The 26,834-nt window shown below is 44.5% G+C and carries 27 protein-coding genes; 15 read left to right on the top strand and 12 right to left on the bottom strand.

Going from position 1 to position 26,834, the window contains the following annotated elements; translation table 11 throughout:
• Window positions 1-50: 50 nt before the first annotated feature.
• Genes ABR189_RS12935 through ABR189_RS12915 form a run of 5 tightly spaced genes read left to right on the top strand, consistent with a single transcriptional unit; the run spans window position 51 to window position 6,984 of the window.
• Window positions 51-1,097, top strand: a complete 1,047-nt coding sequence (locus ABR189_RS12935; RefSeq protein WP_354660919.1) for a sugar phosphate isomerase/epimerase family protein — start codon at window positions 51-53, stop codon at window positions 1,095-1,097.
• Between the two features lie 46 nt (window positions 1,098-1,143).
• Window positions 1,144-2,295, top strand: coding sequence for a Gfo/Idh/MocA family protein (locus tag ABR189_RS12930; RefSeq protein ID WP_354660918.1), 1,152 nt, complete (start codon window positions 1,144-1,146; stop codon window positions 2,293-2,295).
• A 35-nt stretch (window positions 2,296-2,330) separates the two neighbouring features.
• Entirely contained in the window at window positions 2,331-3,092 is a 762-nt protein-coding gene (locus tag ABR189_RS12925) for a 3-keto-disaccharide hydrolase (RefSeq protein WP_354660917.1), read from the top strand.
• 31 nt (window positions 3,093-3,123) lie between these two features.
• Window positions 3,124-5,532 carry a DUF1549 domain-containing protein gene (locus tag ABR189_RS12920; RefSeq protein ID WP_354660916.1) on the top strand — a complete coding sequence of 803 codons (2,409 nt, stop codon included), beginning with the start codon at window positions 3,124-3,126 and terminating at the stop codon, window positions 5,530-5,532.
• 18 nt (window positions 5,533-5,550) lie between these two features.
• Window positions 5,551-6,984, top strand: a complete 1,434-nt coding sequence (locus ABR189_RS12915; RefSeq protein ID WP_354660915.1) for a DUF1501 domain-containing protein — start codon at window positions 5,551-5,553, stop codon at window positions 6,982-6,984.
• Here the strand turns inward: ABR189_RS12915 and ABR189_RS12910 are convergent.
• Window positions 6,933-7,358 carry a winged helix-turn-helix transcriptional regulator gene (locus ABR189_RS12910; protein WP_354660914.1) on the bottom strand — a complete coding sequence of 142 codons (426 nt, stop codon included), beginning with the start codon at window positions 7,356-7,358 and terminating at the stop codon, window positions 6,933-6,935. The two genes, ABR189_RS12915 and ABR189_RS12910, sit on opposite strands and share 52 nt — an antisense overlap.
• A gap of 187 nt (window positions 7,359-7,545) precedes the next feature.
• Here ABR189_RS12910 and ABR189_RS12905 point away from each other — a divergent pair, with 187 nt between their 5' ends.
• Together ABR189_RS12905 and ABR189_RS12900 are read left to right on the top strand one after the other, a co-directional pair.
• On the top strand, window positions 7,546-8,421 hold the full coding sequence (locus tag ABR189_RS12905; RefSeq protein WP_354660913.1) for an SMP-30/gluconolactonase/LRE family protein: 876 nt from the start codon (window positions 7,546-7,548) through the stop codon (window positions 8,419-8,421).
• Window positions 8,422-8,496: 75 nt separating this feature from the next.
• Complete coding sequence (locus ABR189_RS12900; protein WP_354660912.1) at window positions 8,497-9,264, top strand: SDR family NAD(P)-dependent oxidoreductase; 768 nt, start codon at window positions 8,497-8,499, stop codon at window positions 9,262-9,264.
• Here the strand turns inward: ABR189_RS12900 and ABR189_RS12895 are convergent.
• The 3 genes from ABR189_RS12895 to ABR189_RS12885 form a co-directional block, all read right to left on the bottom strand.
• The gene (locus ABR189_RS12895; protein ID WP_354660911.1) at window positions 9,258-10,133 is read right to left on the bottom strand and encodes a ThuA domain-containing protein; all 876 of its coding nucleotides are present in this window, start codon (window positions 10,131-10,133) and stop codon (window positions 9,258-9,260) included. The two genes, ABR189_RS12900 and ABR189_RS12895, sit on opposite strands and share 7 nt — an antisense overlap.
• Before the next feature lie 145 nt (window positions 10,134-10,278).
• Window positions 10,279-10,491 (bottom strand): dodecin family protein, encoded by a 213-nt coding sequence (locus ABR189_RS12890; protein WP_354660910.1) that lies wholly within the window; start codon window positions 10,489-10,491, stop codon window positions 10,279-10,281.
• 68 nt (window positions 10,492-10,559) lie between these two features.
• A complete protein-coding gene (locus tag ABR189_RS12885; protein WP_354660909.1) occupies window positions 10,560-11,399 on the bottom strand; it encodes a universal stress protein in 840 nt (279 codons plus the stop codon).
• Between the two features lie 519 nt (window positions 11,400-11,918).
• On the opposite strand from ABR189_RS12885, the gene ABR189_RS12880 reads away from it, so the two are divergent.
• From ABR189_RS12880 to ABR189_RS12870, 3 genes are all read left to right on the top strand, one after another.
• Window positions 11,919-12,920: a hypothetical protein gene (locus tag ABR189_RS12880; RefSeq protein ID WP_354660908.1), complete on the top strand. Its 1,002-nt coding sequence runs from the start codon at window positions 11,919-11,921 to the stop codon at window positions 12,918-12,920.
• Window positions 12,921-12,924: 4 nt separating this feature from the next.
• Window positions 12,925-13,509 (top strand): Crp/Fnr family transcriptional regulator, encoded by a 585-nt coding sequence (locus ABR189_RS12875; RefSeq protein WP_354660907.1) that lies wholly within the window; start codon window positions 12,925-12,927, stop codon window positions 13,507-13,509.
• Between the two features lie 97 nt (window positions 13,510-13,606).
• The gene (locus ABR189_RS12870) at window positions 13,607-14,035 is read left to right on the top strand and encodes a LytR/AlgR family response regulator transcription factor (RefSeq protein WP_354660906.1); all 429 of its coding nucleotides are present in this window, start codon (window positions 13,607-13,609) and stop codon (window positions 14,033-14,035) included.
• On the opposite strand, the gene ABR189_RS12865 is transcribed toward ABR189_RS12870, so the two are convergent.
• Window positions 14,032-14,289, bottom strand: coding sequence for a hypothetical protein (locus ABR189_RS12865; protein ID WP_354660905.1), 258 nt, complete (start codon window positions 14,287-14,289; stop codon window positions 14,032-14,034). The genes ABR189_RS12870 and ABR189_RS12865 overlap by 4 nt on opposite strands.
• Before the next feature lie 167 nt (window positions 14,290-14,456).
• Window positions 14,457-14,822: a GreA/GreB family elongation factor gene (locus tag ABR189_RS12860; RefSeq protein ID WP_354660904.1), complete on the bottom strand. Its 366-nt coding sequence runs from the start codon at window positions 14,820-14,822 to the stop codon at window positions 14,457-14,459.
• Window positions 14,823-15,312: 490 nt separating this feature from the next.
• On the opposite strand from ABR189_RS12860, the gene ABR189_RS12855 reads away from it, so the two are divergent.
• On the top strand, window positions 15,313-16,206 hold the full coding sequence (locus ABR189_RS12855) for an AraC family transcriptional regulator (protein WP_354660903.1): 894 nt from the start codon (window positions 15,313-15,315) through the stop codon (window positions 16,204-16,206).
• Between the two features lie 9 nt (window positions 16,207-16,215).
• Here ABR189_RS12855 and ABR189_RS12850 read toward each other — a convergent pair whose 3' ends face one another.
• Window positions 16,216-17,781 (bottom strand): sodium:solute symporter family protein, encoded by a 1,566-nt coding sequence (locus ABR189_RS12850; protein WP_354660902.1) that lies wholly within the window; start codon window positions 17,779-17,781, stop codon window positions 16,216-16,218.
• Window positions 17,782-18,002: 221 nt separating this feature from the next.
• Between ABR189_RS12850 and ABR189_RS12845 the strand changes: the two genes are divergently transcribed.
• The gene (locus ABR189_RS12845) at window positions 18,003-18,989 is read left to right on the top strand and encodes a dihydrodipicolinate synthase family protein (protein ID WP_354660901.1); all 987 of its coding nucleotides are present in this window, start codon (window positions 18,003-18,005) and stop codon (window positions 18,987-18,989) included.
• Window positions 18,990-19,030: 41 nt separating this feature from the next.
• Here ABR189_RS12845 and ABR189_RS12840 read toward each other — a convergent pair whose 3' ends face one another.
• From ABR189_RS12840 to ABR189_RS12825, 4 genes are all read right to left on the bottom strand, one after another.
• On the bottom strand, window positions 19,031-19,546 hold the full coding sequence (locus ABR189_RS12840) for a DinB family protein (RefSeq protein ID WP_354660900.1): 516 nt from the start codon (window positions 19,544-19,546) through the stop codon (window positions 19,031-19,033).
• Window positions 19,547-19,599: 53 nt separating this feature from the next.
• Window positions 19,600-19,980, bottom strand: a complete 381-nt coding sequence (locus ABR189_RS12835; protein WP_354660899.1) for a VOC family protein — start codon at window positions 19,978-19,980, stop codon at window positions 19,600-19,602.
• A gap of 147 nt (window positions 19,981-20,127) precedes the next feature.
• Window positions 20,128-21,390 (bottom strand): hypothetical protein, encoded by a 1,263-nt coding sequence (locus ABR189_RS12830; RefSeq protein ID WP_354660898.1) that lies wholly within the window; start codon window positions 21,388-21,390, stop codon window positions 20,128-20,130.
• Window positions 21,391-21,399: 9 nt separating this feature from the next.
• Entirely contained in the window at window positions 21,400-22,956 is a 1,557-nt protein-coding gene (locus ABR189_RS12825; RefSeq protein ID WP_354660897.1) for a CotH kinase family protein, read from the bottom strand.
• A 152-nt stretch (window positions 22,957-23,108) separates the two neighbouring features.
• On the opposite strand from ABR189_RS12825, the gene ABR189_RS12820 reads away from it, so the two are divergent.
• From ABR189_RS12820 to ABR189_RS12810, 3 genes are all read left to right on the top strand, one after another.
• Window positions 23,109-23,570, top strand: a complete 462-nt coding sequence (locus ABR189_RS12820) for a GNAT family N-acetyltransferase (protein WP_354660896.1) — start codon at window positions 23,109-23,111, stop codon at window positions 23,568-23,570.
• 146 nt (window positions 23,571-23,716) lie between these two features.
• Complete coding sequence (locus tag ABR189_RS12815) at window positions 23,717-24,022, top strand: hypothetical protein (protein ID WP_354660895.1); 306 nt, start codon at window positions 23,717-23,719, stop codon at window positions 24,020-24,022.
• Between the two features lie 111 nt (window positions 24,023-24,133).
• On the top strand, window positions 24,134-25,111 hold the full coding sequence (locus ABR189_RS12810) for a sugar phosphate isomerase/epimerase family protein (protein ID WP_354660894.1): 978 nt from the start codon (window positions 24,134-24,136) through the stop codon (window positions 25,109-25,111).
• 88 nt (window positions 25,112-25,199) lie between these two features.
• Here ABR189_RS12810 and ABR189_RS12805 read toward each other — a convergent pair whose 3' ends face one another.
• Entirely contained in the window at window positions 25,200-26,822 is a 1,623-nt protein-coding gene (locus tag ABR189_RS12805; protein ID WP_354660893.1) for a RagB/SusD family nutrient uptake outer membrane protein, read from the bottom strand.
• Window positions 26,823-26,834: the final 12 nt, after the last annotated feature.

Below are 26,834 nucleotides of genomic sequence, written 5' to 3'. Positions count from 1 at the left end.
CTTTTAGCAATTAGCTATTATGTTCTGTTCTGGAAATAAAATTAAACGTTATGCAAGAAAATAATTATCCTAAGCTTCATAATGCTACCTGGCCTGGTATTGTTGGAAAAGGACCAGATTCTGAGCCGGTGATAGGTATAGATACTATGCTGCAGATGACTGCTGCAGCGGAAGTGGACGGTGTTAAGTTTGATGGAATTGATATCGGGCTTTTTAGTCCTCACTATGATATTGATGGTTCTGCGGATGGAATTAAAAAACTGGCAGATAAGGTAGGATCTTACCAACTCGAAATTGGCAGTATTGTAGCGCCAATATGGCCTCCCAGTGGAGGTTCTGCGATGGGCAGCAAAGAAGACCGGGCACGTTTTGTAGAGCAGGTGCGTAAATCCTGCCAGGTAGCGAAGCAGTTAAAAGAACTGGGCATCCGTAAAGGAGGCGTAGTACGTATTGATTCTGCTACTGGCCCGGAAGCCTGGTCAAAGGATCCGGCAGGTAATACAAAACTGATTGCACAAACTTTCCGCGAGGCTTGTGATGTTGCAGCGGATTACGGAGAAAAGCTGGCGGCAGAAGGAGAGATCTGCTGGGGTGGTATGCATAGCTGGAAAGCGATGATAGATACCCTGGAAGCAGTGGACCGTCCTAATATTGGTTTTCAGGCGGATATGTCCCACACCTTTTTGTATCTCCTGGGATATAACAGTCCGGAAGACCGCATACTGCCGGTTGATTTTGACTGGAATGACCGGGAGACACTGACGGCAGCGCTTAAAAAATTAACGCATGCCCTCCGTCCATGGACAATAGATTTCCACGTAGCACAAAATGATGGTACGGTGCATGGTACGGGATCACATGATAAAACCGGACGTCATTGCACTGCAGCTGATCCTAACGGCAAACTGGACATTGCAAAAGATGCCGGTCATTGGTTGCGCGACGATAATGGAGCGCTTACAAAAGCGTTCAGGCATATCTGTTGGGACGGCTGTATGTTCCCTAATGAGGTAATGACACAGCCTAAAACCTGGAATGATATCCTTGGAGCGATGATAAAAGTGCGCCGTATGCATGGTTGGTATGAAGCTGAATAGCATGACCACCGGTATTATTTTTCAACAACCTTAATCAGTAGCAATTATGGCAAAAAAGAAAGAACTGAATATTGGATTAATAGGATGTGGCTTTATGGGCAGAACACATTCCAATGGATATTTAAGGGCAAGGAATTTTTTCCCTGAACTCGCTTACACACCTGTATTAAAAGCGGTGTGTTCCCGTAGTGAAAATAAAGTAAAAGCATTCGCAGAACAATGGGGATATGAATCTGTGGAAACAGATTGGAAAGCAATAATTGCCCGCAAGGATATTGATGCGGTGGATATCTGTACGCCCAATGATATGCATGCAGAGATTGCTATCGCTGCAGCAGCGGCAGGCAAGATGGTACTGTGCGAAAAGCCTTTAGCCCGTACGTTGGAGGAATCCAAACAGATGGTAGATGCCATCGAAAAGGCAGGTGTTAAAAATACTATCTGGTATAATTACCGTCGTCTTCCGGCGGTAACCCTGGCCAAGAAAATCATTGATTCGGGAAAGCTGGGTCGGATCTTTCATTACCGTGCTAACTTTTTGCAGGACTGGACTATTAATGCCAACCTGCCACAAGGAGGCGAAGGGCTCTGGCGCATGGATGCGGATGTGGCAGGGTCTGGCGTAGTGGGAGATCTGCTTTCCCATTGTATCGATACTGCTATCTGGCTCAACGGAGGCATTAAAAATGTATCAGCAGTAGCCGAAACATTTGTTAAGGAAAGGATGCACCAGCTTACCGGTAAAGTAGAAAAAGTAAATATTGATGATGCTTGTGCTTTCCTGTGCCATTTTAATAATGGTTCCCTGGGACTTTTTGAATCTACCCGTTATGCCCGTGGACATAAAGCGTTATACACTTTCGAAATCAATGGTGAAAATGCCTCTATCCGCTGGGACCTGCATGATCTGAACCGGTTGGAATACTTTGATAATGCAGATGATTCTACGGTGCGTGGCTGGCGCTCTATTCATGTTACTGATGGGGATCAGCCTTACATGGATAAATGGTGGGTACCTGGTTTAGGTATCGGTTATGAGCATTCTTTTGTACATCAGGTAGCAGATTTTCTGAAAAGCCTGGAAACAGGAGCTCCTTGCTCACCTACTTTCAAAGAAGCCTACGAAACACAGCAGGTGTGTCAGGCAGTACTGGACTCTGCTGCTTCAGGCACCTGGAAGGATACCCAGGGCAAATAGTGTTTAATATTAAATCTATCACAAAAAAAATAAGGATGTTAAAAACAGCAGCTTCAAGATATATTCCATTGGCAATAGCAGCAGTGGGGTTAATGATCGGAGGATGTCAATCCAGTGGCAATACAGGAGGCAAAGATGGTTTTGTACAAATATTTGATGGTAAAACATTAGATGGCTGGGAAGGGGATACTACTTACTGGCATGTAGAAGATGGTAAACTGGTAGGGCAGGTTACACCGGATAAACCACTCAAGACAAACACATTTATTGTTTGGCAGGGTGGTCAGCCGGGTGATTTTGAACTTAAGGCAGAGTTCCGGATTACTAAAGATGGTAATAGCGGGATTAATTACCGTAGTGAAATGTTTGAAGGTATTCCGCATGCCATGAAGGGATATCAGGCAGATATTGATGGTAATAATAACTACACCGGGCAGAATTATGAAGAACGCGGCAGGACTACATTGGCTTATCGCGGACAAAAAACGATGATACCTGCTCCTACTGCAGAAGTACCGGGCGAAAGCAAGAATAATGCCTGGGTAACCGCTGCCGTAACCGGATCATTAGGAGATATCGATTCCTTAAAAACCCATATCAAAAGCGAAGATTGGAATGAGTGTCATCTGATCGTGAAAGGAGATCACTTGCAACATTATATCAATGGCATTTTAATGAGTGACGTAACGGACAAGGATACTGTGAATGGAAAGCTGAAAGGAATGTTAGGCATACAGGTGCATGTTGGGCCACCCATGAAAGTAGAATATCGCAATATTATGCTGAAGCAGGAATAAGCTACTGCATGGTGTATTTAAACATTGTTGTATGACGGTTGCAACTATATTGCTGACCATAACAGCGGTAACACCTGTAGTAGCCGGTGAGGGGACTACAGGTGACCATTTCTGGTTTTGGTCATTCCTGGGAAGGTTACATCCCATGGTAGTGCATTTCCCTGTCAGCTTGCTGGTAGTGGCATTACTGATGGAGGTGATAGGTGGGAAACGTAAAGCAGATAGTTTTAGGGCCGGTATACGGATGCTGGTTTTTATCGGAGCTATCTCAGCAGTAGCGGCTGTTGTTTTTGGGTTGCTTTTATCCAATACGGAAGATTATGGAGGAGATACACTTTCCATACATCAATGGACGGGTATTGCTACGATGGTATTTGCCTGCATTACAGCAGGTGGGTATTTAAAACAATGGCGCTTCCGGAAAACATTACTCACATTCACAGTGGTTGGTGTTACTATTGCCGGGCATTATGGTGCAGGACTAACCCATGGCGAAGATTATCTGACGAGTGTGATACCAGGTAATGATTCCTCTGCTGATACTTCGGGAGCGGGCAATTTTTTATTAGCCGGGCATACCGGGCCACTAACGGATGTGCAGGTACAAGACCTGAACCTGCAGGTGCGTACTATTTTTGCCCATAACTGTAATAATTGCCATGGCGAAGCGAAGGTAAAAGGTAAACTAAGACTGGATACCAAGGCATTTGCCATGCAGGGCGGAGAAAACGGGGTGGTAATTGTGCCGGGAGACCCGGGAAAGAGTGAGCTGATGAAGCGCATTCTTTTACCAAAGAGTCACAAAAAGGCAATGCCTGCTAAGGGCAAATCTCTTACCAAAGAGGAAGTAGCGGTGCTCGACTATTGGATTAAACAAGGGGCTCCCTGGCCAGAGGGAGAACAAAAAAGTGTATTCCGTGTAGCGGCACTGGAACCAAGAACACCAGACCTCCCACCCGCTACCGGCGATCTCGTTTCGCCGGTAGACCGTTTTGTAAATGCTTATTTTCAAAAGCATAAAATCAGCTGGCATAATCTGGTAGACGACCGTACTTATATCCGTAGGGTATACCTGGATGTGACCGGCTTGTTACCCCCCGTGGATAGTATAGATGCCTTTATCCAGAATAAGCAACCGGATAAGCGGAATACCCTGGTACTTAACCTGCTTAACCGTAACAACGATTATGCGCAACACTGGCTTACTTTCTGGAATGATGCCCTGCGTAATGACTATAGTGGTACCGGCTATATTACCGGCGGCCGGTCAGACATTACCAAATGGCTCTACACTTCATTGGTTGAAAATAAACCCTACAACAATTTTGTAAAAGAACTGATCAGTCCTTCCAATGAATCCCGTGGTTTTATACGGGGGATTGAATGGAGGGGAACTATTAACTCCAGCCAGCGCACTGAAATGCAGGCCGCACAAAACGTGGCGCAGGTATTCCTGGGACTGAATCTCAAATGTGCTTCCTGCCATAATAGTTTTGTAAGCGACTGGAAACTGGAGGATGCATATGCTTTTGCCAATGTGTTTTCTGATACTACATTGGAAATTAATCATTGTGACAAGCCTACCGGTAAAATGGCTGGCCGGCGTATGCTGTTTAAGGAGCTGGGAATTATTGACCCCAATGCTATCACAAAAGAGCGTTTGAAACAACTGGCAGACTACCTCGTGCAACCTAAAGACGGTAGATTATACCGCACAGTGGTAAACCGTGTATGGGCGCAGCTGATGGGCCGTGGTATCGTAGAGCCGGTAGATGTAATGGATAATGAACCGTGGAGCCAGGACTTACTGGATTGGCTGGCGGTGGATTTTGTAGAAAAAGGTTATGATATCAAACAACTGATTTATACGATACTTACCTCCCGTACTTATCAACTGCCGTCTGCAGGAATGAAAGAGGCCGGAGAGATTGTAGCACCTAATTATGTGTTTAGCGGAATGTTGCGCAGGCGGCTTACGGCAGAACAGTTTACGGATGCGGTGAGCAGTGCTATTTATCCGGTATATCCTGACAGTGTAGTAGTATATCCGCTTTTGCCGGAGCACGTTAAAAAGGAAATTCCTTTTGCACGCGCTGCCCTGGTGAAAAATGATGCATTCCTGACAGCATTGGGGCGCCCTAACCGGGAAACTGTTTCTACTAGCAGATCATCCCAGGCAAGTTTACTGCAAGCCTTGGAGCTGACCAATGGGGTACAGTTTAACGATGCGATTAAACGTGGTGCTGATAAATGGAAAGGTATGTATCCGGATGCAGGTGTAATGGTAAAAGAGATTTACCGGAATGCACTGGGACGGTTACCTTCTCCTGAAGAACAGGCTGTTTCTCAGAAAGCTTTAGGCAGTACACCAACAACAGCGGAGATACAGGATTTTATATGGGCGATGACGTTATTACCGGAATTTCAGTTGATTTATTAACCAACAAAAAATGTGAGCATGTCAACCAATTGGAACAGAAGGGATTTTATTAAAAAATCAAGTGCGGCCACACTGGCTGCATTGGCCGCATCTGCACCTATTGCAAGTATGCTGAGTGGATGTGGTAAAAGCAAATGGGGCGCTAATGCCGCTACTGCTGATACTGTGATACTCCTGTGGATGGCCGGAGGAATGGCACATACAGAAACATTTGATCCTAAGCGTTATACACCTTTTGAAAAGGGCATGGAAGGTAACCGGGTGCTCAGCACTTTCAAATCACTGCCTACCGCACTGGATGGTATTCATTTTTCAGAAGGATTGCAATCAATTGGAAAGGTGATGGACAAAGGCACCCTGATCCGGTCGTATGTGGCGGCTGATATGGGACATATCCTCCATTCCCGGCACCAGTACCACTGGCATACCTGTTATGAACCCCCGCAAACGGTGGCTGCACCACATATCGGATCCTGGATAGCCAAAGAGCTTGGCCCAAAGAATCCTGTTATTCCGGCATTTATTGATATCGGCCAGCGTATGACGGTAGGAGAGGCGGAAGAACTGAAAGCTTTTCATACGTCCGGTTTTTTAGGTAATGAATATGCTCCTTTTTTTATTCCTGATCCCCGGCAGGGACTGGAAAGTGTGCGCCCTCCCGTAGGAATGGATGCCAAGCGTTTTGAAAAAAGAAATCAGTTATATAATGACCTGATCAGCAAAAGTGCTGTAGGGGAATTGGGGAGTGATTATCAGAAAGAATCATTGAAGCGGTCTATGGAGCAGGCATATATGCTGCTTAACTCACCAGAGGCTAAAGCGTTTGACCTGAGCCAGGAACCCAAAGAAAGCTATGATATTTACAATACCGGGCGTTTCGGATTGGGCTGTTTGCTGGCAAAACGTCTCACAGAACAGGGAGCCCGCTTTATCAGCGTAACCACGGAATATGAACCTTTCATGGGATTTGATACACATGAAAACGGACATACCCGCATGGTGGACATGAAGAAAATGATTGATGCTCCTGTGGCACAATTGATCAAAGACCTGGACAAGAGCGGCCACCTGGATCGTACATTGGTGATTATCGCCAGTGAATTCAGCCGGGATATGATGGTAGAAGGAAGACCGGATGCCAAAGTATTGGAACAGGTAAATCAGCCGGATATTTTATCTGAAATGAAGTTCTATGGCATGCACCGCCATTTTACAGATGGCTGTTCTATGCTGATGTTTGGTGGTGGTATTAAGAAAGGGTTTGTATATGGAAAAACAGCAGATGAGCGTCCTTGTAAATCCATTGAGAATCCCGTAAAAATAGATCAGGTACATCAAACCATTTATCATACCCTGGGGATACCGGAAGATACACAGTATGAAGTGGAGAAGCGGCCCTTTTATACCACACCGGATGGTAAAGGCAAGGCGATTATGGATTTGCTGGCCTGACCCGGCATGATCCTGTTGCGGTGCGCATGGCCCCAGTTCACAATATCTACCAGGATTTTATCCAGGGTTCTGCCGTACTCCGTTATTTCATATTCTACTGTTACAGGTTTTGTATTACAAACGGTACGGGTAACTAATTCATTTGCCTCAAGTATCTGAAGCTCTTTAGACAACATCTTGGCAGCAATCCCTTCTACTTCCTGTATCAGGTCTGTAAACCGCATTTTACCCCGAAAGCTGAGTGTGCAGATAATGGGCACTTTCCATTTGCCGCTAAGGAGCTCCATGGCATCCCGCAAAGCCAGCATCCTTTGTGTATAGTAAAGGCATCTGCTATTATGCGTGATGGCTGGCACTAACTTTTTGTTCTTCATATGTTACAAACTTTAGACTACCGGTACATACAAAGCTAGAGAAATAAGTAAGGCCAAAGCAAGTTAGTTTCCGGGAGGAAACTATGTTTCAGAAAAAATAATCAGTTTTTTGCTATATTAAAGGCTTTATTAAAATCATCCTTCACCGTAGAGAGGAGAAGGAATATCCCGTTTGAAATTACACTTTATGAAAGCAACGTTATTGCATCCTTCCGTTTGCGGTTTAGGTGAGGGGCCTTTATGGCATAAGCAAAGGAATAGCTTATTCTGGGTAGATATCCTGGCAGGAAGGCTTTTTGAATATAACTGGACTACTGCCCAGGTACAGCAATGGGAGGTAGGCCACATGATTTCGCTGGTAGTGCCAGGGAAGAATAAGGAGGAAGTAATACTATGTATGCAGGGTGGCGTAGGTCGGTTTAATTTGTTGTCCGGTCAGCTTTCCCCTGTTACGGATTTAGGACTGGACTGGACAACGCTTCGTTGTAATGATGGTATTTGCGACAATCAGGGGAGGCTCTGGATTGGCACTACTGAAATTGATCATGCACCGGCTGGTGGAATTTTGTATTGTATTGATGCTGCCCATCAGGCGCATGAAAGAATACCGGATGTGACTATCTCAAATGGTATGGCATGGTCACTGGATAATAAACGGCTCTACCATACGGACAGCGTTACACATGAAATCAGGTCTTACATTTACAAGGAGGAAACAGGAGAGATTATTTTTGAAAAGGTAGCAGTAAAGGTGCCTGAAGAAAAAGGCACACCGGATGGCTTTACCATCGATAAAGAAGGGATGTTGTGGGTAGCACTCTGGGGTGGTTTTGGCGTGGGTAGGTGGAATCCGGATACCGGTGAAATGATTGGTTTTGTAGAAGTACCCGTACCTAATGTAAGTTGTTGTGTTTTTGCAGGAGAACAGCTGGATCATCTTGTTATCACTACCGCCCGCAAGGAATTGAGTGAACAGCAGCTTCGGGAGTATCCCGATAGCGGCAACGTATATATGATAAAGCCTGGCACCAATGGTGTGGAAGCGTTTGATTGTGTATTATAGTATCATCTGCTGGATTGTTTTTTAAAGTGGTCTGGTGCTGAAATGCCAGACAACTCAAATTAAACTCAAAAAGAAATGGCAAAGAAATCATTTGAATCGAAGGTCGCAATTGTAACCGGAGCAGGGCAGGGCATAGGATTCGAGATAGCCCGGCAACTGGTGGCAGAAGGAGCATCTGTAATATTGAATGATCTTGATCCGGACTTAGCTGCAGCTGCTGAAAAAAGCATCCGGGATGCAGGCGGTAATTGTACGGCCGTGGCTGGCAATACAGCCGATGATCAGATCATCTCCGCTATGATCAATACTGCTGTAAAAGTATATGGTCGGTTGGATATTGTGATCGCCAATGCGGGGATTACTTTATTCGGGGATTTCCTGGATTATCCCAGGAAATCATTTCAGGCTGTGTTGGATGTGAATCTGGGAGGTACCTTTTTCCTGGCCCAGGCAGCTGCGCAACAAATGAATAAGCAGGGGTCGGGAGGCTCATTATTATTTACTTCTTCTGTAACAGGCCATCAGGCACATAAAGGATTAGCAGCTTATGGTATGACTAAAGCGGCGCTGGAAATGCTGGCTAAAAACCTGGTGATAGAACTGTCGCCGCATCAGATCAATGTAAATACAGTCGCACCTGGTGCCACACTCACAGAGCGAACACTGGAAGATGCTAATTATGAGAAGGTATGGTCCGGTATTACACCAATGGGCCGTCCGGCTAGTACGCTAGACATTGCTAATGCAGTGCTGTTTATGGTTTCTGATAAAGCGCGGCATATTACCGGCCAAAGTCTGGTGGTAGATGGTGGCTGGACTGCTGTAAGTCCACCGCCTTACTGAGCAGCAGGGGAATGTGGTAGCTGCTTTCCGGCTCCCTTGCCCAGCCATAATAAGGCATCAATAATCAGCTGATTTTGTATGGGGTTAGCAAAAGTAAACGACAGGGTTTTATTGGTACCATGTTCGTAATCAATATCATTATGCCCCATATTTACATAGAGCATATGGTATTTTTTGTTAGTCCACACTACCGGATAATCCCCGCTGTGCCATATTTCATGTTGTTTTGGGCCCGTGCCCAGCGGGAAGCTGGAGGGATCTATAGACAACAGTACTTTAATGTCAGGGTTGGCCCGCAGGTTGTTGGACCATCGGTACCATTCGTTGGGGGCTGACTTAAAGGTGACAGGCAGGTTTTTAGTAACCGGGTGCTGGCGATCTTCCACATGTAATATAGCGGCAGTGGGCCTCCAGGTATTGCTCACATAAGATCCTGAACCAAGGAACGTATCGTGATACCAGTCCCAGTTCTGCGGAAAATCTGAAGGTGTTAAAGCAAAGGCTGCAAAGTGAAATCCCATCCAGGCCCCTCCGTTATCCATGTAGGTTTTGAAAGCAGCTCTTTGATCCGGATGATCAGGTCGCGTATCTAAAAAAAGCACCACCTGGTATTGCGCCAGAAATGCAGTGTTTAGATTATTCCAGTCTTTTGTAGACGTATACGTAAATTGATATTGCCTGGCAATTGCTGCAAACCAGTTATTGGCTTCTTGTACATAGCTGATATGTGCCTGATCGTTTTTTGCGGTGTAGAAGGCAATAACGCTGAATTTGCTTTGCGCCCGACCCAAAGGGATACCCAATAACAAGCACAGGCATAAAAGCATCACAGGTATTGCTGATTCGTGGAATTTGAAAGATATACGCATGTTTTACCTGGGGAATTATCTAAATATACATAAAAGCTATGCAAAACAATCCCTCCTCCTGCAGATGACATTACATGCGCAGAAGAAGGGATAGACCAGCATAGCATCCGGGAATATGCGCTAATGGCAGGCTCCTGTATGCTGATTATCTTTCCTTGCTATCAATCCGGAAGGATACTTTACAAATGAGGCCATAGGAAGTTATTTTGCCCTCCTTAACATGCGCTTTAATATCCTTCACATAAATGGAATCTATGTTATGGATGGTTTTAGATACCTCTTTCACCGCACTCTGCAACGCGTCTTCAATTCCTTTTTCGGAAGAGGCAATGACCTCAATTACTTTTACAATAGCCATGATGTTGTAATTTATAAGTGAAATAATATTAGCAGGTTAATGCAGGCGTTGTTAGGTACTAAAATCAGCTAAGCGCTGGCAGCTTTTTTAGGTGGAAGGGCAATAATAGGCGTAGTAACACGGTAGGCCAGTGCTTTGGTGATGCTCTGATGAAACAGCTGATAGAATATCCCTCGTTTTTTTGGGGCTAATATGATCAACGCATCTTCTTTTTCATGAGCAAAATGGATAATGCCTTGTACAATATCCGTGTCACTGGTAAAGTGATAAACTGGTTTGTAACTGTCCAGTAACAGGTGCAGGTCAGATAACTCGGAAGACCGGGATGGATGCTTGTCCGGAGGAGCTACATTCAGTATCCATAAACGCGCATTTAAGGCATGCAATAAGGTATCCAGCCGTTGTAGTGGAATCGTGTCGTGAACATTTTCCAGGTCAGTTGTAAAAATAGCATTCTTTACATCCCTCAATGGTGCCTGTGGAGGTACTAATAAGAGCGGAAACTCACTGCTTTCCAAAACTTTAATGGCATTATTACCTATGATAACATTTTCAAACTGGGATTTACCGGTAATACCCATAATGACCAATGATACCCTTTCTTTATGACAAAGCGCATTTACCGCCACAGGCAGGGTATCGTCACTTGTTTTAATAATCATATCCATACCCGAAAGGAAGGGGGTAACATGATGCGACCATTCCTGCAGTGACCGGAGGCTTTCCTGTTTGAACTGTTCCAGGTCTCTGGTGGGATAAATAGGAAGGTCTGTAGCTGGAATAACGGTTTGATAAGCATGGTACAGGATGATACGTTTGCTATGCATCTGATTGCCCAGCATGCATGCATATTTTGCCGCGTGCAACGCAGTATCGGAAAAATCTGTAGGAACGAGTAATGATTCCATATGCCGCTTCATCTGTCAGAAAATGGGGCACAAATTACAGGCCGTATTTTAAATGAATTTTGAGGTAGAATATGGTGACAAAATGGTGAGGTATTGCGACAGGTGTAGAAATTATGCCAGGGTATTATTCCACGCGCTACACCCATTCTTTTTAGCTGAAATGCCTATTGGTATATGTTAATTAAGCAGGTACATATAATAGGAATGTTGGTATATAAGCAGCTTGGGTTATGGCACGATTATTTCAGGTATATAATCAGAAGTTTCTAAAAAGGGGTGGTCTGGTAAAACAGATCTGAGATCAAACCCAAAACACCTGATCTGGGTAATGCCAGCGTAGGAAAACGGAAACATCAAGGGCTCCGGTGAAAACCGGAGCCTTTTTTGTGCCTGCTCCCCATCTCCTTGATTTTCCATTGCTAAACACCAGCTTTTATAAGATAGCGGCATCATGTGCCTGCTATATATTTGCAGCAGGTTTATTATACTTGCTGTAAATAAATTTGTAATTTATAGTTTATGAGGAAGGGTTTTTGGCTGCTATCTATCTTGTTACCTGCTTTTTTTGCTTGTAAAATGGGCAAAACAGTAGTACAAAACCGTTTGCAGCAGATATCCCTTAATTGTGCACCCACTACACCAAGAAATTACGTTTGGCAACAGCCTGATCTGCATCAGCCATTAACACCGGATGAGCTGGTCCGCTTTTCTAAAAAAAGCTGGCAGCTGGCGGGGTTATTAGGGGTGGAAAAGCAGTTGAGGGAACTGATAGAACTGGAAAAAAAAGGAAAAGCTGCTTTTACTATAGAAGACCGGCTGCACTGGCTGGAATTAAAACAGTTTGTGGCTGATCGGGTGGATCTGGCCTCCCTCGAAATATCTGCTACTGCGGCAGAACTGGACTGTGAAGAAGAACGTGCAGATCAGTTAAAGGAATTGCTACGCGAAAAGGTGGGCAATGCGGAACGGAAAATCACGGTGGCTGCTATTATTACCGGGGCGGCTACAGGATTGCTGGTAGGTGTGATGAATTTGTCTAAAAGTAATGAGAACCTGTCTGAAGAGATTGCTATTGCGGGAGGGGTGGTAGAAGCTACCCTGGGTATCCTGTCGTTGAAGATAGAACGTAATATTCAGTTTGAACACCCACGGAACCATCTTCGTGATATCTGGTACGGAGCTGATTCCACCACCAACTTTCCCCCTTTGATATGGTATTATCTCAATTTACCTTTTAATGAAGACAAGCCTTCTCTGAGAGAGTCCCTGAAAGCACAATGGCTTTCGCTGGATCAGCTGTCACTGAAAGATAGCAGTACCTATGAACTGTATTTTGGGAATGGGGGGAAATATACGGCAGATGCACTCAATGACCGCTCCAGCATGCTGGACCAGTTGGAAGCATTGATCTCCCTGATGAAAAAAGATCTACAACTTATCATGAAGGAACTGATAGAAGGCCGGGCAGGCGTAGGACAAACTGCTTACCTGTTTTCCGGTGATCCCGAAAAAATTACATGAATATATGTTTGAAAAAATCTGTCAATGGCTACGGGAGCATCATGTGCGTATTTTACCGGAAGAGCTGGAAATATTCGCAACCCACACACAACAGGTGGTGATTCCTCCCCAGACTATCATTATGCAGCAGGGAAAACCGGTAAAGAAATTGTTTTTTCTGAATGAAGGTATTGTCCGTTTATTCAGGATGCACAATGATATGGACTTTACTTTGGGAATTGTTTCCAGCAATGATTTTGTGTCTACCACCACATATCTGTTAAACCAGCATCCGTCTACTTGTGCCCTTGAAACCCTAACGGAAGTAAATGCACTCGAATGGAACAGGGAAGATGTAATAGCGTTGCTGGCCAAAACCCAAATGGCAACAGATATAGAAAAAGCACATACAGACAGGTTGTTAAATTGGATGCAGGATATACAAATAGATATTATGTGTCTGACAGCGGAAGAACGTTATCTGAAACTACTGGAAAGCCAGCCTGAAGTGATACGTACCATTCCGTTAAAATATATAGCTTCATTTTTGAGTATCCACCAGGATAGTCTTAGCCGGATCAGGAATAAAGTAGGCCGTAAAGAAGGATGAGGAGCGGTTGGTAAAAACCTGACATACGTCAGAAAGGAAGTGCGGATATAGGGATACTTTTGGCTCATTGATGCTATCTATAATTAATCAGCTAAAAATGATCTTCTCCGGAAATAACGAATGTAAGCCGCAGTTAAGCCAGGACCCGGCATATATGTTGCCTGAAAACCCTTCTTCCCGCTGGCTGTACCGGCCGGTAACTTTCCCCACCAGAATCCTGGTAGAAAATGGCAAACGTTTAAAATGCCTGGATGTTGTAACTATTACTTATCTAAAGGCAGAAGGGGATTATACAGTAATCTATACCCATGAAGGCAGTTATCTGAGTTCATATGGTATAGGAGCTATTGAGAATAAGCTGGACCCCAGGTTGTTTATGAGGATTCACCGTTCTTTTATTGTCAATATTAATTGTATTAAAGAGCTGTACCGGGACATTACAAAGATGTTTCTCGTACTAGACAATGGTATGGAAATAAATGTGGGCCGTCATTATGTACATGCCATCCGTAAGATGATGTTTTAATTGAATTGCATGGGAATATCTAGGGTTTTGGTTTCATCTATCCTGGCCTTGGGCTTGCTGTCATTTTTTTGTCTCCTTTTGCCATCATTGATAGCCGGTTGCTCCGGAAAAATCTTATCCAGACATTTATCTATTGTTACCGTAGGCGGTGGGGTCTTCAGGTTATGGCAAAACGGCCCGTTTTTTAAAAATAACACCACTACCAGGATCACTACACCAGGTACACATTTTTTTAATATACTGAATAGGCTCATTTTTATACGTTTTATAGCATAAAAATAAGCGCGGCAATAAGCGGGATACACGGGAATCGACAAACGACCAAATACACCGATATAAGCCATATATCTCCGATAAATAAAAAAGCCCCGGTAAAAACCGGAGCCTTTATGCTTATGGCAGGAGCAATACAAAATGACCCTTATCCTACCGGGTTAGTTACCTCCATGACAATGTAGTATTTCTTGCCTTTTGCGGCTTGTATACTTACATCCTGTCCTTTTTGCAGGCCCAATAGCGCTACACCTATCGGTGAAAGTGCGGTGCTTGCGGTTTGATTGTTTCCGGGCACAGACAGCTGGTATATGAAATTGCGCCGGGCCATCTTATCACGCACCACTACTCTGGAATTGAGGCGCACCACATCATGGGGTAAATCAGCTTTATCTATCACTTTCGCCTTTTGAATCTTCTCTTTTAGTTGTATGGCGCCTGTTGTTTTGGCGTAGTTCATCAGTAAATCGTGATCATCTTTGGAAATAACGGGCTGTATATGATTAGTTGACATGATTGTTCATTTTTCGGTATTAAATACAATAGTTTTTCTTCAGGTCATTCCTGCATGCTAATGCATAGAAATGCCTGTGTAATTGCTGTATTCGGGATACAGGCAATCGCCATGATTGAAAATCATCGGTAGTAAATGGTATCCCCCGGCGCTGGAATGAGTGATCAGGCGGGGGTTAGTGTATTGAAGTCTTTGAAATTGGAGTAGAAATAACTCTTTTCAGGTAGTAAAAAGAGACTTTTATAAATACCTGAATACCTGGAGAAAGAGGTCGCAGCTTTTATGTATATAATATCCTGCACAGGGCAAAGATAGCACTTATATTGGTAATGGCCTATGCTTAAACAAATGGTTGTCCATGGATTGTAATATGTTAGCCTATTTTTCCTTGAAATTATCATTTCTGACCCATAAATGCCTAATATGTTTTTTAATATTTGTAAATTTAAACGGGGTAAAGCATTGTAAACAAGCTAAAATTTAACAGATTTTGAAAGCGCACTTTCATAAAGTTTTACAGGATGAACAAAGCTCATTCAGTATCCGGAATTCAATTGGGTCGAATTTCGGGAACCAGTGGCATTATCACCCGCAGCTTGAATTGCATTATGTGATCAGGGGAGAAGGGGTAAGGTTGATAGGTGACAGTGTACAGAACTTTAGTGCAGGTGAATTATTGTTGCTGGGGGAAAACCTGCCGCATACCTGGCGTTGTAATGAGCCATATACCCAAAACGACCCTGCTTATAAAGCAGAAGCCATTGTTATCCAGTTCCTGCCGGATTGTTTCGGGAAAGATTTCATAAATCTTCCGGAGGCAGGACCTATGAAGAAGTTGTTTTCCAATGCCAGGAATGGCCTCGTAATAGAAGGGGATACCAGGGACTTTGTAGTGCCGTTAATGTATAAGGCCGTAGCATCTTCCCAAATGGAAAGAATGGTGACGATGATGTCCGTATTGCATCTTATTTCTATTTCCAATAACCTGGATTATATTTCTTCTTCCAATGCCTTCTACAGGTCCAGTGATGCGGAAAATATCCGTCTGAATGAAATATGTTCTTATTCGCTGAAGAATTATAAAAAGGACATCTCCCTGGAAGAAATTGCATTGATTGCCAACCTGAGTGTTACCTCGTTTTGCCGTTATTTTAAACAGATGACGAACAAGACTTACAATGATTTCCTGACAGAAATAAGGATCAGTCAGGCCTGTAAGATGTTGATTGAAGGCAAGATCTCTACAGATGCGATCTGTTTTGAATGTGGCTTCAATAATGTATCTAATTTTTACCGGCATTTTAAAAAGATAAAGGGAGTAACTCCTTACGAATTTAAGCGTAAATGTATGTACGCTAATCTGTATGAGCAGGGGGCTATGTAGCCCCCCGGTTTATGCATGTACTTTTGCTGGCGTTTTGCGGAATCTTGTCAGTAATACGCCTATCAGGAATATTGCCAGTGTACCGATTACAATCACCATGCTTTTATGAAAAGGGCTTCTTAAATACTGCAGATGATCAGGAATCATACTGGGTACCGACATCCAGATGATTACCAATACCCCGATAATGGTAGCCGTAACCGCTTCTGCATTACCTGCTTTCCTGGAAATAATACCCAGCAGAAATAACCCCAGCATCGCACCGGCAAATATGCCGGAAAGTTCCCACCATATATCCAGCAGGCTTTTCACACCTATCATGGCAATACCTGTACCCATGCCCAGCACACCTACGATAGCAGTGGTAGACAATAAGAGCCAGAGCATCTGCTTGTCGGTCATATTAGGCTTAAAATATCTTTTTACAATATCCAGGCTGAAAACGGTGGCAGAAGCGTTCATACCCGAACTGATCGTACTCATGGCGGCAGAGAGGATAGCGGATACTATCAGGCCCAACAGCCCGGAAGGGATCTTATTAGCCATGAAATGCGGCATTACTTTATCGCCATAAGCATTGGGTGCCAGGTTGGCCGCTACCTCGTTCAGCTTGGCAGCAGAGGCGCCGGGAAACTGCTCTGCTGCTACCTGCAGGCGTACACCGCTGAGGATCTCCGGATGTACGTGTGCATAGGCATACAGGCAGGTACCAATTACAAAGAATAACAGGGATGCAGGAAGGTATAACCAAACGCATACCCAGATAGATTTGGATGCTGCCTCGGCAGAAGTAGCCGTATGATACCGCTGTACATAGTTCTGATCCATCCCGAAATTATTCAGGTTGATAAAGAAACCATAGAGTAAGACGACCCAGAAGGTGGAAGCAGTAAGGTCCGGTGCAAAGCTGCCCAGGCTGAATTTATCATCCTGCATGCCTATATCAATGATCTGGGGAATACCACCGGGAATATCTTTTATGATCAGATAAAGGATCAGGAAGGCCCCGATCGTTTTAATGATGCCTTGTACCACCTCTGTCCAGATCACAGCTTCCATGCCCCCGAAAACAGTGTAGAGAATGATACAGATACCTGTTACCAGCATAATAGAAAACATCGAATACCCGGTAATAGCCTGCAGGGTGAGTGCGATACCAAAGAAAATAGAGCCTATTCTGGCCAGCTGGGTTAATAAAAAGCACACCACCGCATAGGTACGTGCCCAGGGTCCAAAGCGATGCTCCAGGTGAGAGTAAGCGGATACTTCTCCGGTTTTCCGGTAAAAGGGTACAAAGTATTTGGCGGCTACCCAGGCGGCAAATGGCATGGAGATACTGAATACAAAAGCATTCCAGTTGGTGCCAAATGCTTTGCCCGGTACCCCCAGGAAAGTATTGCTGCTTAAAAAGGTGGCATATATAGATAGTCCGATGGCCCATCCGGGAATGCTTCCGGAAGCCTTGGTAAACTGACTTACATTCTTATTCTTCCTGGAAAAAAAGAGACCGGTCAACACCATCGCAACCAGGTATGCGGCAATAATAACAACGTCTAACGTGGAGAAATTTTTCAATGAAATAACATTAATAGTGGATAATAGGCCAATGAAACAAAAATACATGATAGCTGCATGTGTTTCCTATATGTTTTTTGCAGCAGTTTGTATGATATTATCTGGTATGTATAACATTTTGCCATCACCCCATTTACCTGTGGCTTTTCCTGTTAGTTTTGCTGCTGGTAGCTTTGCCCGTAGCAGATCAATTCTTATTTAATCCTATAACTCAGTTATTTATGTTTTCAGAAAAGAAGTTCGTGCCGGTGATGATCACACCCTTTAATCTTAAAGCGAAAGTAGATCTGGATGCGGTAACGCAACTTATAGATTTTTATCTTGCCGCTGGCGTAAAGGGCTTTTTTGCCAATTGTCTTAGCAGCGAGATGTATAGTATCAGCGAAGATGAAAGGCTGGAACTTACCAGGCATATTGTACGGTATGTAGATGGTCGCGTACCAGTAGTAGGTACCGGTTCATTCGGACTTACCATCGCCGATAAGGTGGAGTTTACAAAACGGATCTATAACACCGGAATCAATGCGGTGATATTAATTACAGGTCACTATGCCAATGTTGATGATAGTGATGAAGTATTAATGGCCAATTTTGATAAGATGTTAAAACTAACGGATAATATTCCGTTAGGACTATATGAATGCCCGGCACCTTATAAACGTATTTTAACGCCAGGTGTGTTTAAACACCTGCTGGAAACCAACCGTATTGTTTATCATAAGGATACTTCTATTGATCCTCAAAAGGTGAAGGAGAAACTGGACCTGGCAAAAGCCAATGGTAGCCAACGCTTTGAGTTTTATGATGCACACACGCCTAATGCGGTGACCTCCCTGCAGGCAGGTGCAAAAGGAATGTCTGCTATTGCCGGTAATTTTTATCCGGAGATATTAGTATGGATGTGTAATAATGCTACAGATCCTGCGAAAAAAGCAGAGGTAGAATGGCTGCAGTCAGAATTGAGCAGGGTAGATCCGTTGATCCACATTGCTTATCCGATGAGTGCTAAATATTTCCTGCGCAAACGCGGACTGCATATCAGAACAATTAGCCGCAGCTATACCCTGGAACTGACGCCTGAGCAAAAGCAGGTATTGGATGGTATTTATGACAGCTTTATTGGCTGGTGCGACAGGCTGGGTATCACTCCTGTAAATGCCAGCAGCTTAGGGACACTAGCTCCAGTATCACTGGATCCGCCTATTTGAGTGGATAATCCACCCAAACAGGCTGGCAGGTAGCGGGCGTGTTATACCAGGCTAACTACCTGTTGATAAATGTTTTTCAATTGATGCAGGTGGCGTTGGGTATGGTAAATAACAAAATAAACAGCTTCCAGGCGGGTTAGATAACCCAATACAGGTAATTCAAATGCCAGGCAGGTTTTCGTCAGGTCCAAAGTAGTAGTGGCATGATCAAGACCTGCCTTTATATCCTGTAAGGAACTCAGCAGGTACGGCTTTTCGTAATGGATATCCGCTGGTATGATGAATGCCGGTGCCTGCATCTTGGTCTCAAAGTTCAGAAATATACCTTTGATCTCTGCTATCTTGGCATCAGGTGCTCTTGGCGTATCTTGTACGGGACCATTGATTACTTCCAGAAAACCACCGTTGGCTTTGATAAGGTGTTCTGCCAGTTGTCCGGCGGTCCAGCTGTTTTTAAAAGGAGCTATATTAAGCTGTTCCTGATCAAAAGTGGTCAGCTGATGCAGTAATTCCTGGAAGGAATGATCAAGTGCCACCTGAATTGCTGTGGTTTCCATTATAACTGGTTTGTAGATGAATAAATACCTGTTGTTTAGTTAGCCCGCACAGTTTAGTGCGCTGTTGTTTCCAGTACAGAAAGAATATTGCCTGAAGGGTCCTGGAACCAGGCTATTTTAGGACCACCTCCCCGGAAAATACCTTTTTCATCTGTCTTCAGGGCGCCTTCATATTGTAGAAAACGTACCCCAAGCTTGTTTAGCTGCGCTACAGCTTCCTCAATATTATCTACCGGAAAATTAAGAATGGTGAAAGTGGCAGGTGTATGATTAGGTTTTGGATAAATCAGGATGGGATTGCCTCCCGCGATTTTAAGCTCCAGCATCCCATTCATTTTTACAACTTCAAGCCCAAGTATGTTTTGGTAGAAGTCATTCGCTTGTTGCAGATCATTCACGGAGAATCCGCTGAATGCTTTTGTGTTCCTGAACATAGTGTTAATATTTATTGGATGAATAAATAAAAGGTACCACTGTCTTGCAGATCAGTGGCTGCTATGAGATCATGACACAAATTTACTGCCATTAAATGGGGTGGGAGGGGTGCATACGCGGCAATGTAAGGGGGTGATTGTGACATTTTATTGTGCTTGGGCCCATATTTGCCGGATGGTGTTTTCCTGCCCATACCCAAGCGGGCAGGAGGCACTTTTTATATTTACCCGGTAATTATGCCCTTTACCGGGTTTGCCCGTTACCGTTACTCTTCTTCCCGGCATTTGTACATAACCATCCGGGTCTGTATGGCGTACCCAGTTCCAGGCATATTTCAGCCATTCATTACGATAGGCCTCCGGTTGAAGGCTATACCAGGTAATTTCATCATATCCCCATATAAAATGCGAAGCAATATTTGCTTTGCCAGGTGTAGCGCTAACGCCAAAATTATCAAATTCTGCGAGGTAAGGAAGGTGTTCGCACTGCCATCCACTGGGAGTAATCCCACCCTGGCTTTTGCCATAAATAGCATCCAGGTAGTTTTTTTCCAATACAGCTTGTTGTCCTGCTTGATCAGGGAGTTCTTTGGGACGTAATGGAAAGGAGTGAAAGTCGAGCAGCAGTTTTCCTTCTATTGATAGTCCTCCGCCGGGTACATGCGCATCACAGAGCACCATTTTCCTGCGGGCATGTGACCGCGCATAATCCCTGGTACGCTGCAGTACAGCAGCCCAGTTACGATAATGCACATTCCGGTCTGTCATTGCCATTAGTTCCACCTGTCCAAAATGAATAGCTTCTATTCCGGCATCTATGTATTTTCTGGCCAGAAAATAAAACCACTTCTGCGCTTCCGGCTGTGCGATGTCAGGTACACTGGCTCCTTTATCCCAATGATTTACCAATATGCCTTCAGGGTTACACATGGCGTCATACTTAAAGTTCCGCTGAACAACCGGCTCGTTAAATGCCTGAAATACCCAGTCTGGTATACTTACCTGGTTTACCTGTTCCGTAATGATCTCAAAGATACAGGACTGAAAAATCAGCTCCGGGTCATACGCATGCATCCGTCGGGTATTGGACGTGATAGCCTGCCAGAAACGTGGGTCCTGGAAGCGGTATTCTGATGCCCAGGAGTAAGTAGCGCGGCCGATAAACTTGGCGCCTGTATGTTGAAGCATCCGTATATCATCTTCCTTATAGAGATAGTCGTTATCTGTGTAAAACCCTTCGCCGGTACAGAATTCTGTAAGGGATATGGCCCTGCTCAGATAATTGCGGAGCACCTGTTCGCTGATAACACCATTGCCAAAAGTATAGTCCCGCTTTGCAGTGAGCGTTTGTGCGCGGGATGGCAGCATATGAATGCCAGCTAACAACACAGATAGAAGAAAATATTTCATGCGATGGAATTAGTCAAATTTGCTACCATTGATTTGTCCGTCCAGCCAGGCTATGCGCTGCTCCATAAACCGTTTGAAATAGTCCACTTCTCCCTGATAAGAGCCTGCCGCCTGAAGGTTTTGATGTACCAGGGTACTGAGGATATCCCACTTCTCAAAGTTCTTTTTTTGAGTTACCATCAGCTTACTGGAGAGTTCGGTGATATAGTCGGGCAATGTGCTGATGCGGGCAGTATATACAGCATTCCAGCGTGCACGCACCGCCTGCCGGAAAGTAGGATCTTCCATGAGGCGATTGATCCACGCTTTAGGTTCATGTGCTGCATCCCGCATTAGCTTGTTAACAGAGTTGCCCAGCCGCCTGTCATTATTAGCTGCCAGGTCAAAATCCCATACAGGTCCTGCACTTATTTTACCGTCTCTCTTTTTGTAGAAATAGGTGCTCCAGTTCATATCAGAATTACCCATGATCTCATTGACGAGATAATAATTAACATAGGATGGTACATCAAAATAGCGGCGGTAACCATTAGCCGGATCACTGAAGTTATTGGCAAAAAGTGCATTTTCAAAGTCGGTGAAGTAGTTGGTAATATAATCGGTTTGTGCAGGGGTAATATCTTCTGCATCCGGATAATGTATAGTAACAGGCATACTTCTGGGGGTATAAAAATGAGCCGGCTCGCTGGCGGCATAACCATCTACTTCCAGGAGATAACCGCCGGTAATCTGAGGCAGCGTAGTGGCACCTTTATCTTGTTCTTCCACATTTACCTTGTGTGCGGCTACCTCAATCTGTTCTGTAAGCTGATAGGTGCCCAGGTATTCATTGTTGAGTACTACTTCTACATAAAAGGCTTTAGGGGTAAATGCCAGCTCCATACGCCGGCTTAGTTCAAAGGCAGTTTCATTCCGCATCATGGACTTATCGCCGTAATTGGCCAGCAATACCCATGTTTTATCGCTGCTGATACCCAGCAGGGGCGCTTTTTTATCGAGTTTTAGTTTGTATGGTTTTTTAGGCATACCCCAGCTGGCATTTCCCCGGCCACGTATCCTGATTTTACCATTATAGGAGAGTGCGGCAGGTACATTGCCGGTTATTTCCAGGGTACCATCCACGTATACTTCCTTACTGTCAACCGGTTTATTATTGGTGTTGATCTGTAGTACAGGTATTTCTGTGGCAATAGTTACCACATAGGTTTTTACAGAGCTGTTTGCTGCGGTGATCACATACTTTACTGCCTGGCTGAAATCCTGCCTGGTTTCACCGCTTATCTGAAGTATACTGTCTACTGTTACTTTTTTACCCTCAAATGCAAAATCCGGTGCCAGGGAGGACAGGGGAATGCCGGATAAGGCTGGTATGCGGATAGTATCTGCTCCGATAATACCGGCAATGTCTTCCTTTAAACCGTCGTTGTGAGCCGCTTTGAAGCTGAAGCTGGTAAATACTTTATCATCTGCAAGAACAGGAGGGGCTGCCTGTTTATCGCGGGAACAGCTGCATAGTAAGCTGATCAGCACAGGTATAACAAAGAGAATGGAGGCTGTTTTTCTCATAACGTGGATGATTTAATAAATAGATAACCCTCTTAATTTACGAAAGAGAAATGGCTTTTCATAATGTGACAGAAGGATGCAATAATAACGCAGTAAGTGGGTGTGGACGATTTGGCTTAATTTAGTTGATGATTAGTGAAAATCAATAAGCTATGGATCAGATAATAATCAGAAAAGCCGGATTAAATGATCTCGGAACGCTGCTGCGTTTTGAGCAGGAGCTGATTGCCGCAGAACGTCCGTTCGACAGTACTTTACAGGATGGGGAAATTCATTATTATGATATACCTGCTATGATAGCCGCGCCGCATATTGCACTGCTGGTGGCGGTGATCAACGAGCAGTTAATTGGAACGGGATATGCCCGCATAGAGGAAGGCCGGCATTATCTTAAACACCGGCAACATGCCTATCTGGGATTTATGTATGTAGATCCTGTCTACCGGGGTAAAGGAGTGAACAGGGCAATTATGGAAGTGTTGAAAAATTGGGCTTTGGAGCAAGGCATCAGGGAACTCAGACTGGATGTATATTATAGTAATGAGCAGGCAATAAAGGCATATGAAAAAGCAGGATTCCACCGGCACTTGATTGAAATGCGCATGGGGTTGTAAACACAACACTTCCTTATTATACCTTGTAGTAAAAGTATTACAATGGCTGCATGAATGTACTACACACGATCTCTCTGGTATAGGCTGATTTTATGCAATAAACAGCAAAATAAGTACATAGATCCGGTGGGCAATGGTACCAGCAATTGCTACACTGCAAACGTAACCATGGAGGTAGCACTTTTGAGATCCTGGCCGACCAGGATAATACGGTAATCCTATGTTTGCATAAATGGGGGGAACATGAACATCCCACCATGACAAACCCGCGTATGCAGCCTGGAAATGGTCTTATCCTATACTTCAGGGTCAGCAACCTTACGGGACCGTGGGAAAACGCCCAACGCTTAAAGGCTGTGGTCGAAGCGCCTCCTCATCTGAATCATAACTCCGGACAGGAAGAGTTTTCTTTAAGAGATCCGGATGGTTACTATATCACTGTTTCCTTATGATAGGATGGATTGAACAGGCTGTTATTTACTGGCTATAGCCGGATAATACAGGAAAGATGCGGCAGATCAGATTTTTTGCAGTAACTTCTGTTCCATCCAAAATCATGAACCATGAATACAAGAAGGTCTTTCCTGCGTCAGGCTGCCCTTGTTACTGCTGCCCTGACAATAGATCCGGCCCGGCTGTTCAGCCGCCCGGCAAATACTGAAGGATTCCGTAAAATAGGGTTACAGCTTTATACGCTACGGGATGCACTGGCAACAGATGTGAAAGGAACTATTGAAAAGGTGGCTGCCATTGGCTACAACCAGGTAGAAACATTCTATGGCGAGGCGGGCCCGCATAGTACCAACCAGTTCTGGGGGCTGGACCCCAAAGCGTTTAAATCCCTGCTTAAAACCAATGGACTTACGACCCCCAGCGGACATTATCAACTCAATGACTATCTTACCCCGGGAAATGGGAAGGACACTTCACTGAAATCCCAGATAGCGATAGCGGCGGCAGTAGGGCAAGCCTATTTTGTAGTGCCGGTACCTCCGCTATATCTATGGAATAAACATCCGGCTACCAGCGATGACTACAAATTTATAGCTGCACAGCTCAATAAAGCTGGCGAACTGTGTAAGCGGTCTAACCTGAAAATGGCCTATCATAATCATTTCTGGGAATTCAGAAAACTGCCGGACAGTAAAGAAACCGGTTATGATATCCTCTTGAAAGAAACAACGCCATCATTGGTAAGTTTTGAGCTGGACCTGTTCTGGACAATAAAGTCAGGAGTAGACCCTGTGGCACTGTTTAAACAGGCGCCTGGCCGTTTTCCAATGCTGCATATAAAAGATGTTGCGAAGGATAATACGGCCACTATTGCAGATACTGGTAATGAAACGTCAGAGCATATCCTGTCCGGTGTTACTTTTACCGAGGTAGGAACAGGAAGCGTCAACTTTAAACAGATCCTGGAACATGCTCCTACAGGTGGTGTAAAATATCTGTATGTAGAACAGGACAAAATCACAATAGATCCTTTTGACAGTGTCCGCCAAAGCTGCACCTATGTGAAACAACATCTACTGACCACGTAATCACCGGATGAAACTGTTTTAAGTAAAACGCCCTGAAAGCAACAGCTTCCAGGGCGTTTTGTATATACGAATACGCAGTACGGTTGTTTTACCAACCCGGATTATTCTCCTTCAGTAATTTATTCGCATTTAATTCATCCTGTGGAATAGGGTATAGGAGGTTTTTATTTTCCCTGGTTTTAATAACATTTTCAACAGTGGCCAGTTTATTCATCACCTGCAGGTATACTCCCCAGCGGACCAGATCAAAACGGCGGTTAGCTTCCTGGTAAAATTCTTTTCCGCGTTCATCAAATACAAGGGAACGGAATGCCTGCTGGGAAAGCCCTTTGGCTACTGTTTCCTTACTGCGTTGTCTTACTGCATTGAGGGCATCATAGGCGCGGGAGGTAGGTCCGCCTTCGGCCTCATTTTCTGCCTCTGCAAACATCAGCAATACATCCGCATATCTTAAAAGCGGTACGTTGCAATCCCGGTTGCCGGTACGTACGGTAGTGCCATTGGCGCCTATCTCAGTATCTGTGCCAATCCAGTATTTTTTGGTGAACGGATGCGAATATTCCTTATAGAATTTGGCAGTATACCCTCCGGGTGCCTGCTGGTACTTAAGGGAGTCGCGTTCGGGATAGAACATCCAGGCGCCATACATAAAGTACTGATGGAAGATGCCGTCGGAAGAACGGGCATCCGTATCGCTATAACTGTTGTACAGGTTGGCAGACATCCAGTAGTAAGAGTTCCCGCCATACCATGGGGCGGAGTAGTAGTTCTGCAGCAGGGTGCCATAATCATTATTGTCCATCGTCTGCAGTTCCCAGAGAAATTCTTTATTGTTCTTGTTCGCACGTCCCCATATGCCCATGAAGGTGGGCATTAAATCATACTCTTTGCTTTGCATTACTTCCAGCGCTTTATCCCGTGCTTTGGCAAAAAGTGTTTTGCTGTCCATCTGCTCATGTCCTTTTACTACATCTTTGGTGTAAGTGTAAAGGGCATTGTCTGCCCCGCCACGTACGCTTAGCTGTGCCCCGCTCAATGCGCCGGATGCCATCGTCAGGTACACTTTTGCCAGCATCGCTTTGGCAGTTCCTTTGGTTACTTTACCTACAGCGCCGGTAAATGATCCTCCTTTGGGGGGTAGTAATTTTTCGGCTTCCTGCAAATCATTGATGGCTTGCTGGTATACTTCCTCTACAGAAGACCTGCCCATATCCCTGCTGCCGTTAGTAGGGTTTTCTAAACGGATAGGTACTGCTCCCCACAATCTTACCAGGTTGAAATAAGACCATCCCCTGAAAAAGTAAGCTTCGCCCAATATCCTGTTCCGGGTAGAGTCGGGCTCTATTTTAATAGCTGGTACTTTATCCATAATGGTATTTACCTGGGATATCAGGTAATAATACCCATGCCATAAACCATTAATAACAAAGGAACCGGTATAGTTTCCAGCACCTACGCCACCCATGTTCCAAAGTGGTCCCACAATATGATCATGATCTACATCCTCTGAAAATAAAGCGGGCGACTTATAGAAATCCCAACTGTGCAGATGGCCGTAAAGTCCTGTAACAGCAGCTTCTGCATCTGCAGGTGTTTTATAAAGATTATTGGGAGAATAAAAATCATATACACTTTCATCAAGTGATTTCTTACAGCCTGCTGCAAAAAACAACAGCGCTGCCATGAATAACAAATATTTGAACGATTGCATGATGACGGTTTT

Source organism: Chitinophaga sp. H8 (genome assembly GCF_040567655.1).
Classification (GTDB): Bacteria; Bacteroidota; Bacteroidia; order Chitinophagales; family Chitinophagaceae; genus Chitinophaga; species Chitinophaga defluvii.
This window is presented reverse-complemented; position numbering and strand designations above follow the sequence as displayed.

Bases quoted from the DNA above. Each gene is read 5' to 3' on its own strand.
- ABR189_RS12810 (WP_354660894.1), top strand. From the start codon at position 24,134: ATGAATACAAGAAGGTCTTTCCTGCGTCAGGCTGCCCTTGTTACTGCT.
- ABR189_RS12820 (WP_354660896.1), top strand. From the start codon at position 23,109: ATGGATCAGATAATAATCAGAAAAGCCGGATTAAATGATCTCGGAACG.
- ABR189_RS12830 (WP_354660898.1), bottom strand. From the start codon at position 21,390: ATGAAATATTTTCTTCTATCTGTGTTGTTAGCTGGCATTCATATGCTG.
- ABR189_RS12890 (WP_354660910.1), bottom strand. From the start codon at position 10,491: ATGGCTATTGTAAAAGTAATTGAGGTCATTGCCTCTTCCGAAAAAGGA.
- ABR189_RS12865 (WP_354660905.1), bottom strand. From the start codon at position 14,289: ATGAGCCTATTCAGTATATTAAAAAAATGTGTACCTGGTGTAGTGATC.
- ABR189_RS12835 (WP_354660899.1), bottom strand. From the start codon at position 19,980: ATGTTCAGGAACACAAAAGCATTCAGCGGATTCTCCGTGAATGATCTG.
- ABR189_RS12845 (WP_354660901.1), top strand. From the start codon at position 18,003: ATGTTTTCAGAAAAGAAGTTCGTGCCGGTGATGATCACACCCTTTAAT.
- ABR189_RS12925 (WP_354660917.1), top strand. From the start codon at position 2,331: ATGTTAAAAACAGCAGCTTCAAGATATATTCCATTGGCAATAGCAGCA.
- ABR189_RS12880 (WP_354660908.1), top strand. From the start codon at position 11,919: ATGAGGAAGGGTTTTTGGCTGCTATCTATCTTGTTACCTGCTTTTTTT.
- ABR189_RS12900 (WP_354660912.1), top strand. From the start codon at position 8,497: ATGGCAAAGAAATCATTTGAATCGAAGGTCGCAATTGTAACCGGAGCA.
- ABR189_RS12875 (WP_354660907.1), top strand. From the start codon at position 12,925: ATGTTTGAAAAAATCTGTCAATGGCTACGGGAGCATCATGTGCGTATT.
- ABR189_RS12905 (WP_354660913.1), top strand. From the start codon at position 7,546: ATGAAAGCAACGTTATTGCATCCTTCCGTTTGCGGTTTAGGTGAGGGG.
- ABR189_RS12895 (WP_354660911.1), bottom strand. From the start codon at position 10,133: ATGCGTATATCTTTCAAATTCCACGAATCAGCAATACCTGTGATGCTT.
- ABR189_RS12840 (WP_354660900.1), bottom strand. From the start codon at position 19,546: ATGGAAACCACAGCAATTCAGGTGGCACTTGATCATTCCTTCCAGGAA.
- ABR189_RS12805 (WP_354660893.1), bottom strand. From the start codon at position 26,822: ATGCAATCGTTCAAATATTTGTTATTCATGGCAGCGCTGTTGTTTTTT.
- ABR189_RS12910 (WP_354660914.1), bottom strand. From the start codon at position 7,358: ATGAAGAACAAAAAGTTAGTGCCAGCCATCACGCATAATAGCAGATGC.
- ABR189_RS12935 (WP_354660919.1), top strand. From the start codon at position 51: ATGCAAGAAAATAATTATCCTAAGCTTCATAATGCTACCTGGCCTGGT.
- ABR189_RS12885 (WP_354660909.1), bottom strand. From the start codon at position 11,399: ATGGAATCATTACTCGTTCCTACAGATTTTTCCGATACTGCGTTGCAC.
- ABR189_RS12825 (WP_354660897.1), bottom strand. From the start codon at position 22,956: ATGAGAAAAACAGCCTCCATTCTCTTTGTTATACCTGTGCTGATCAGC.
- ABR189_RS12870 (WP_354660906.1), top strand. From the start codon at position 13,607: ATGATCTTCTCCGGAAATAACGAATGTAAGCCGCAGTTAAGCCAGGAC.
- ABR189_RS12860 (WP_354660904.1), bottom strand. From the start codon at position 14,822: ATGTCAACTAATCATATACAGCCCGTTATTTCCAAAGATGATCACGAT.
- ABR189_RS12915 (WP_354660915.1), top strand. From the start codon at position 5,551: ATGTCAACCAATTGGAACAGAAGGGATTTTATTAAAAAATCAAGTGCG.
- ABR189_RS12930 (WP_354660918.1), top strand. From the start codon at position 1,144: ATGGCAAAAAAGAAAGAACTGAATATTGGATTAATAGGATGTGGCTTT.
- ABR189_RS12920 (WP_354660916.1), top strand. From the start codon at position 3,124: ATGACGGTTGCAACTATATTGCTGACCATAACAGCGGTAACACCTGTA.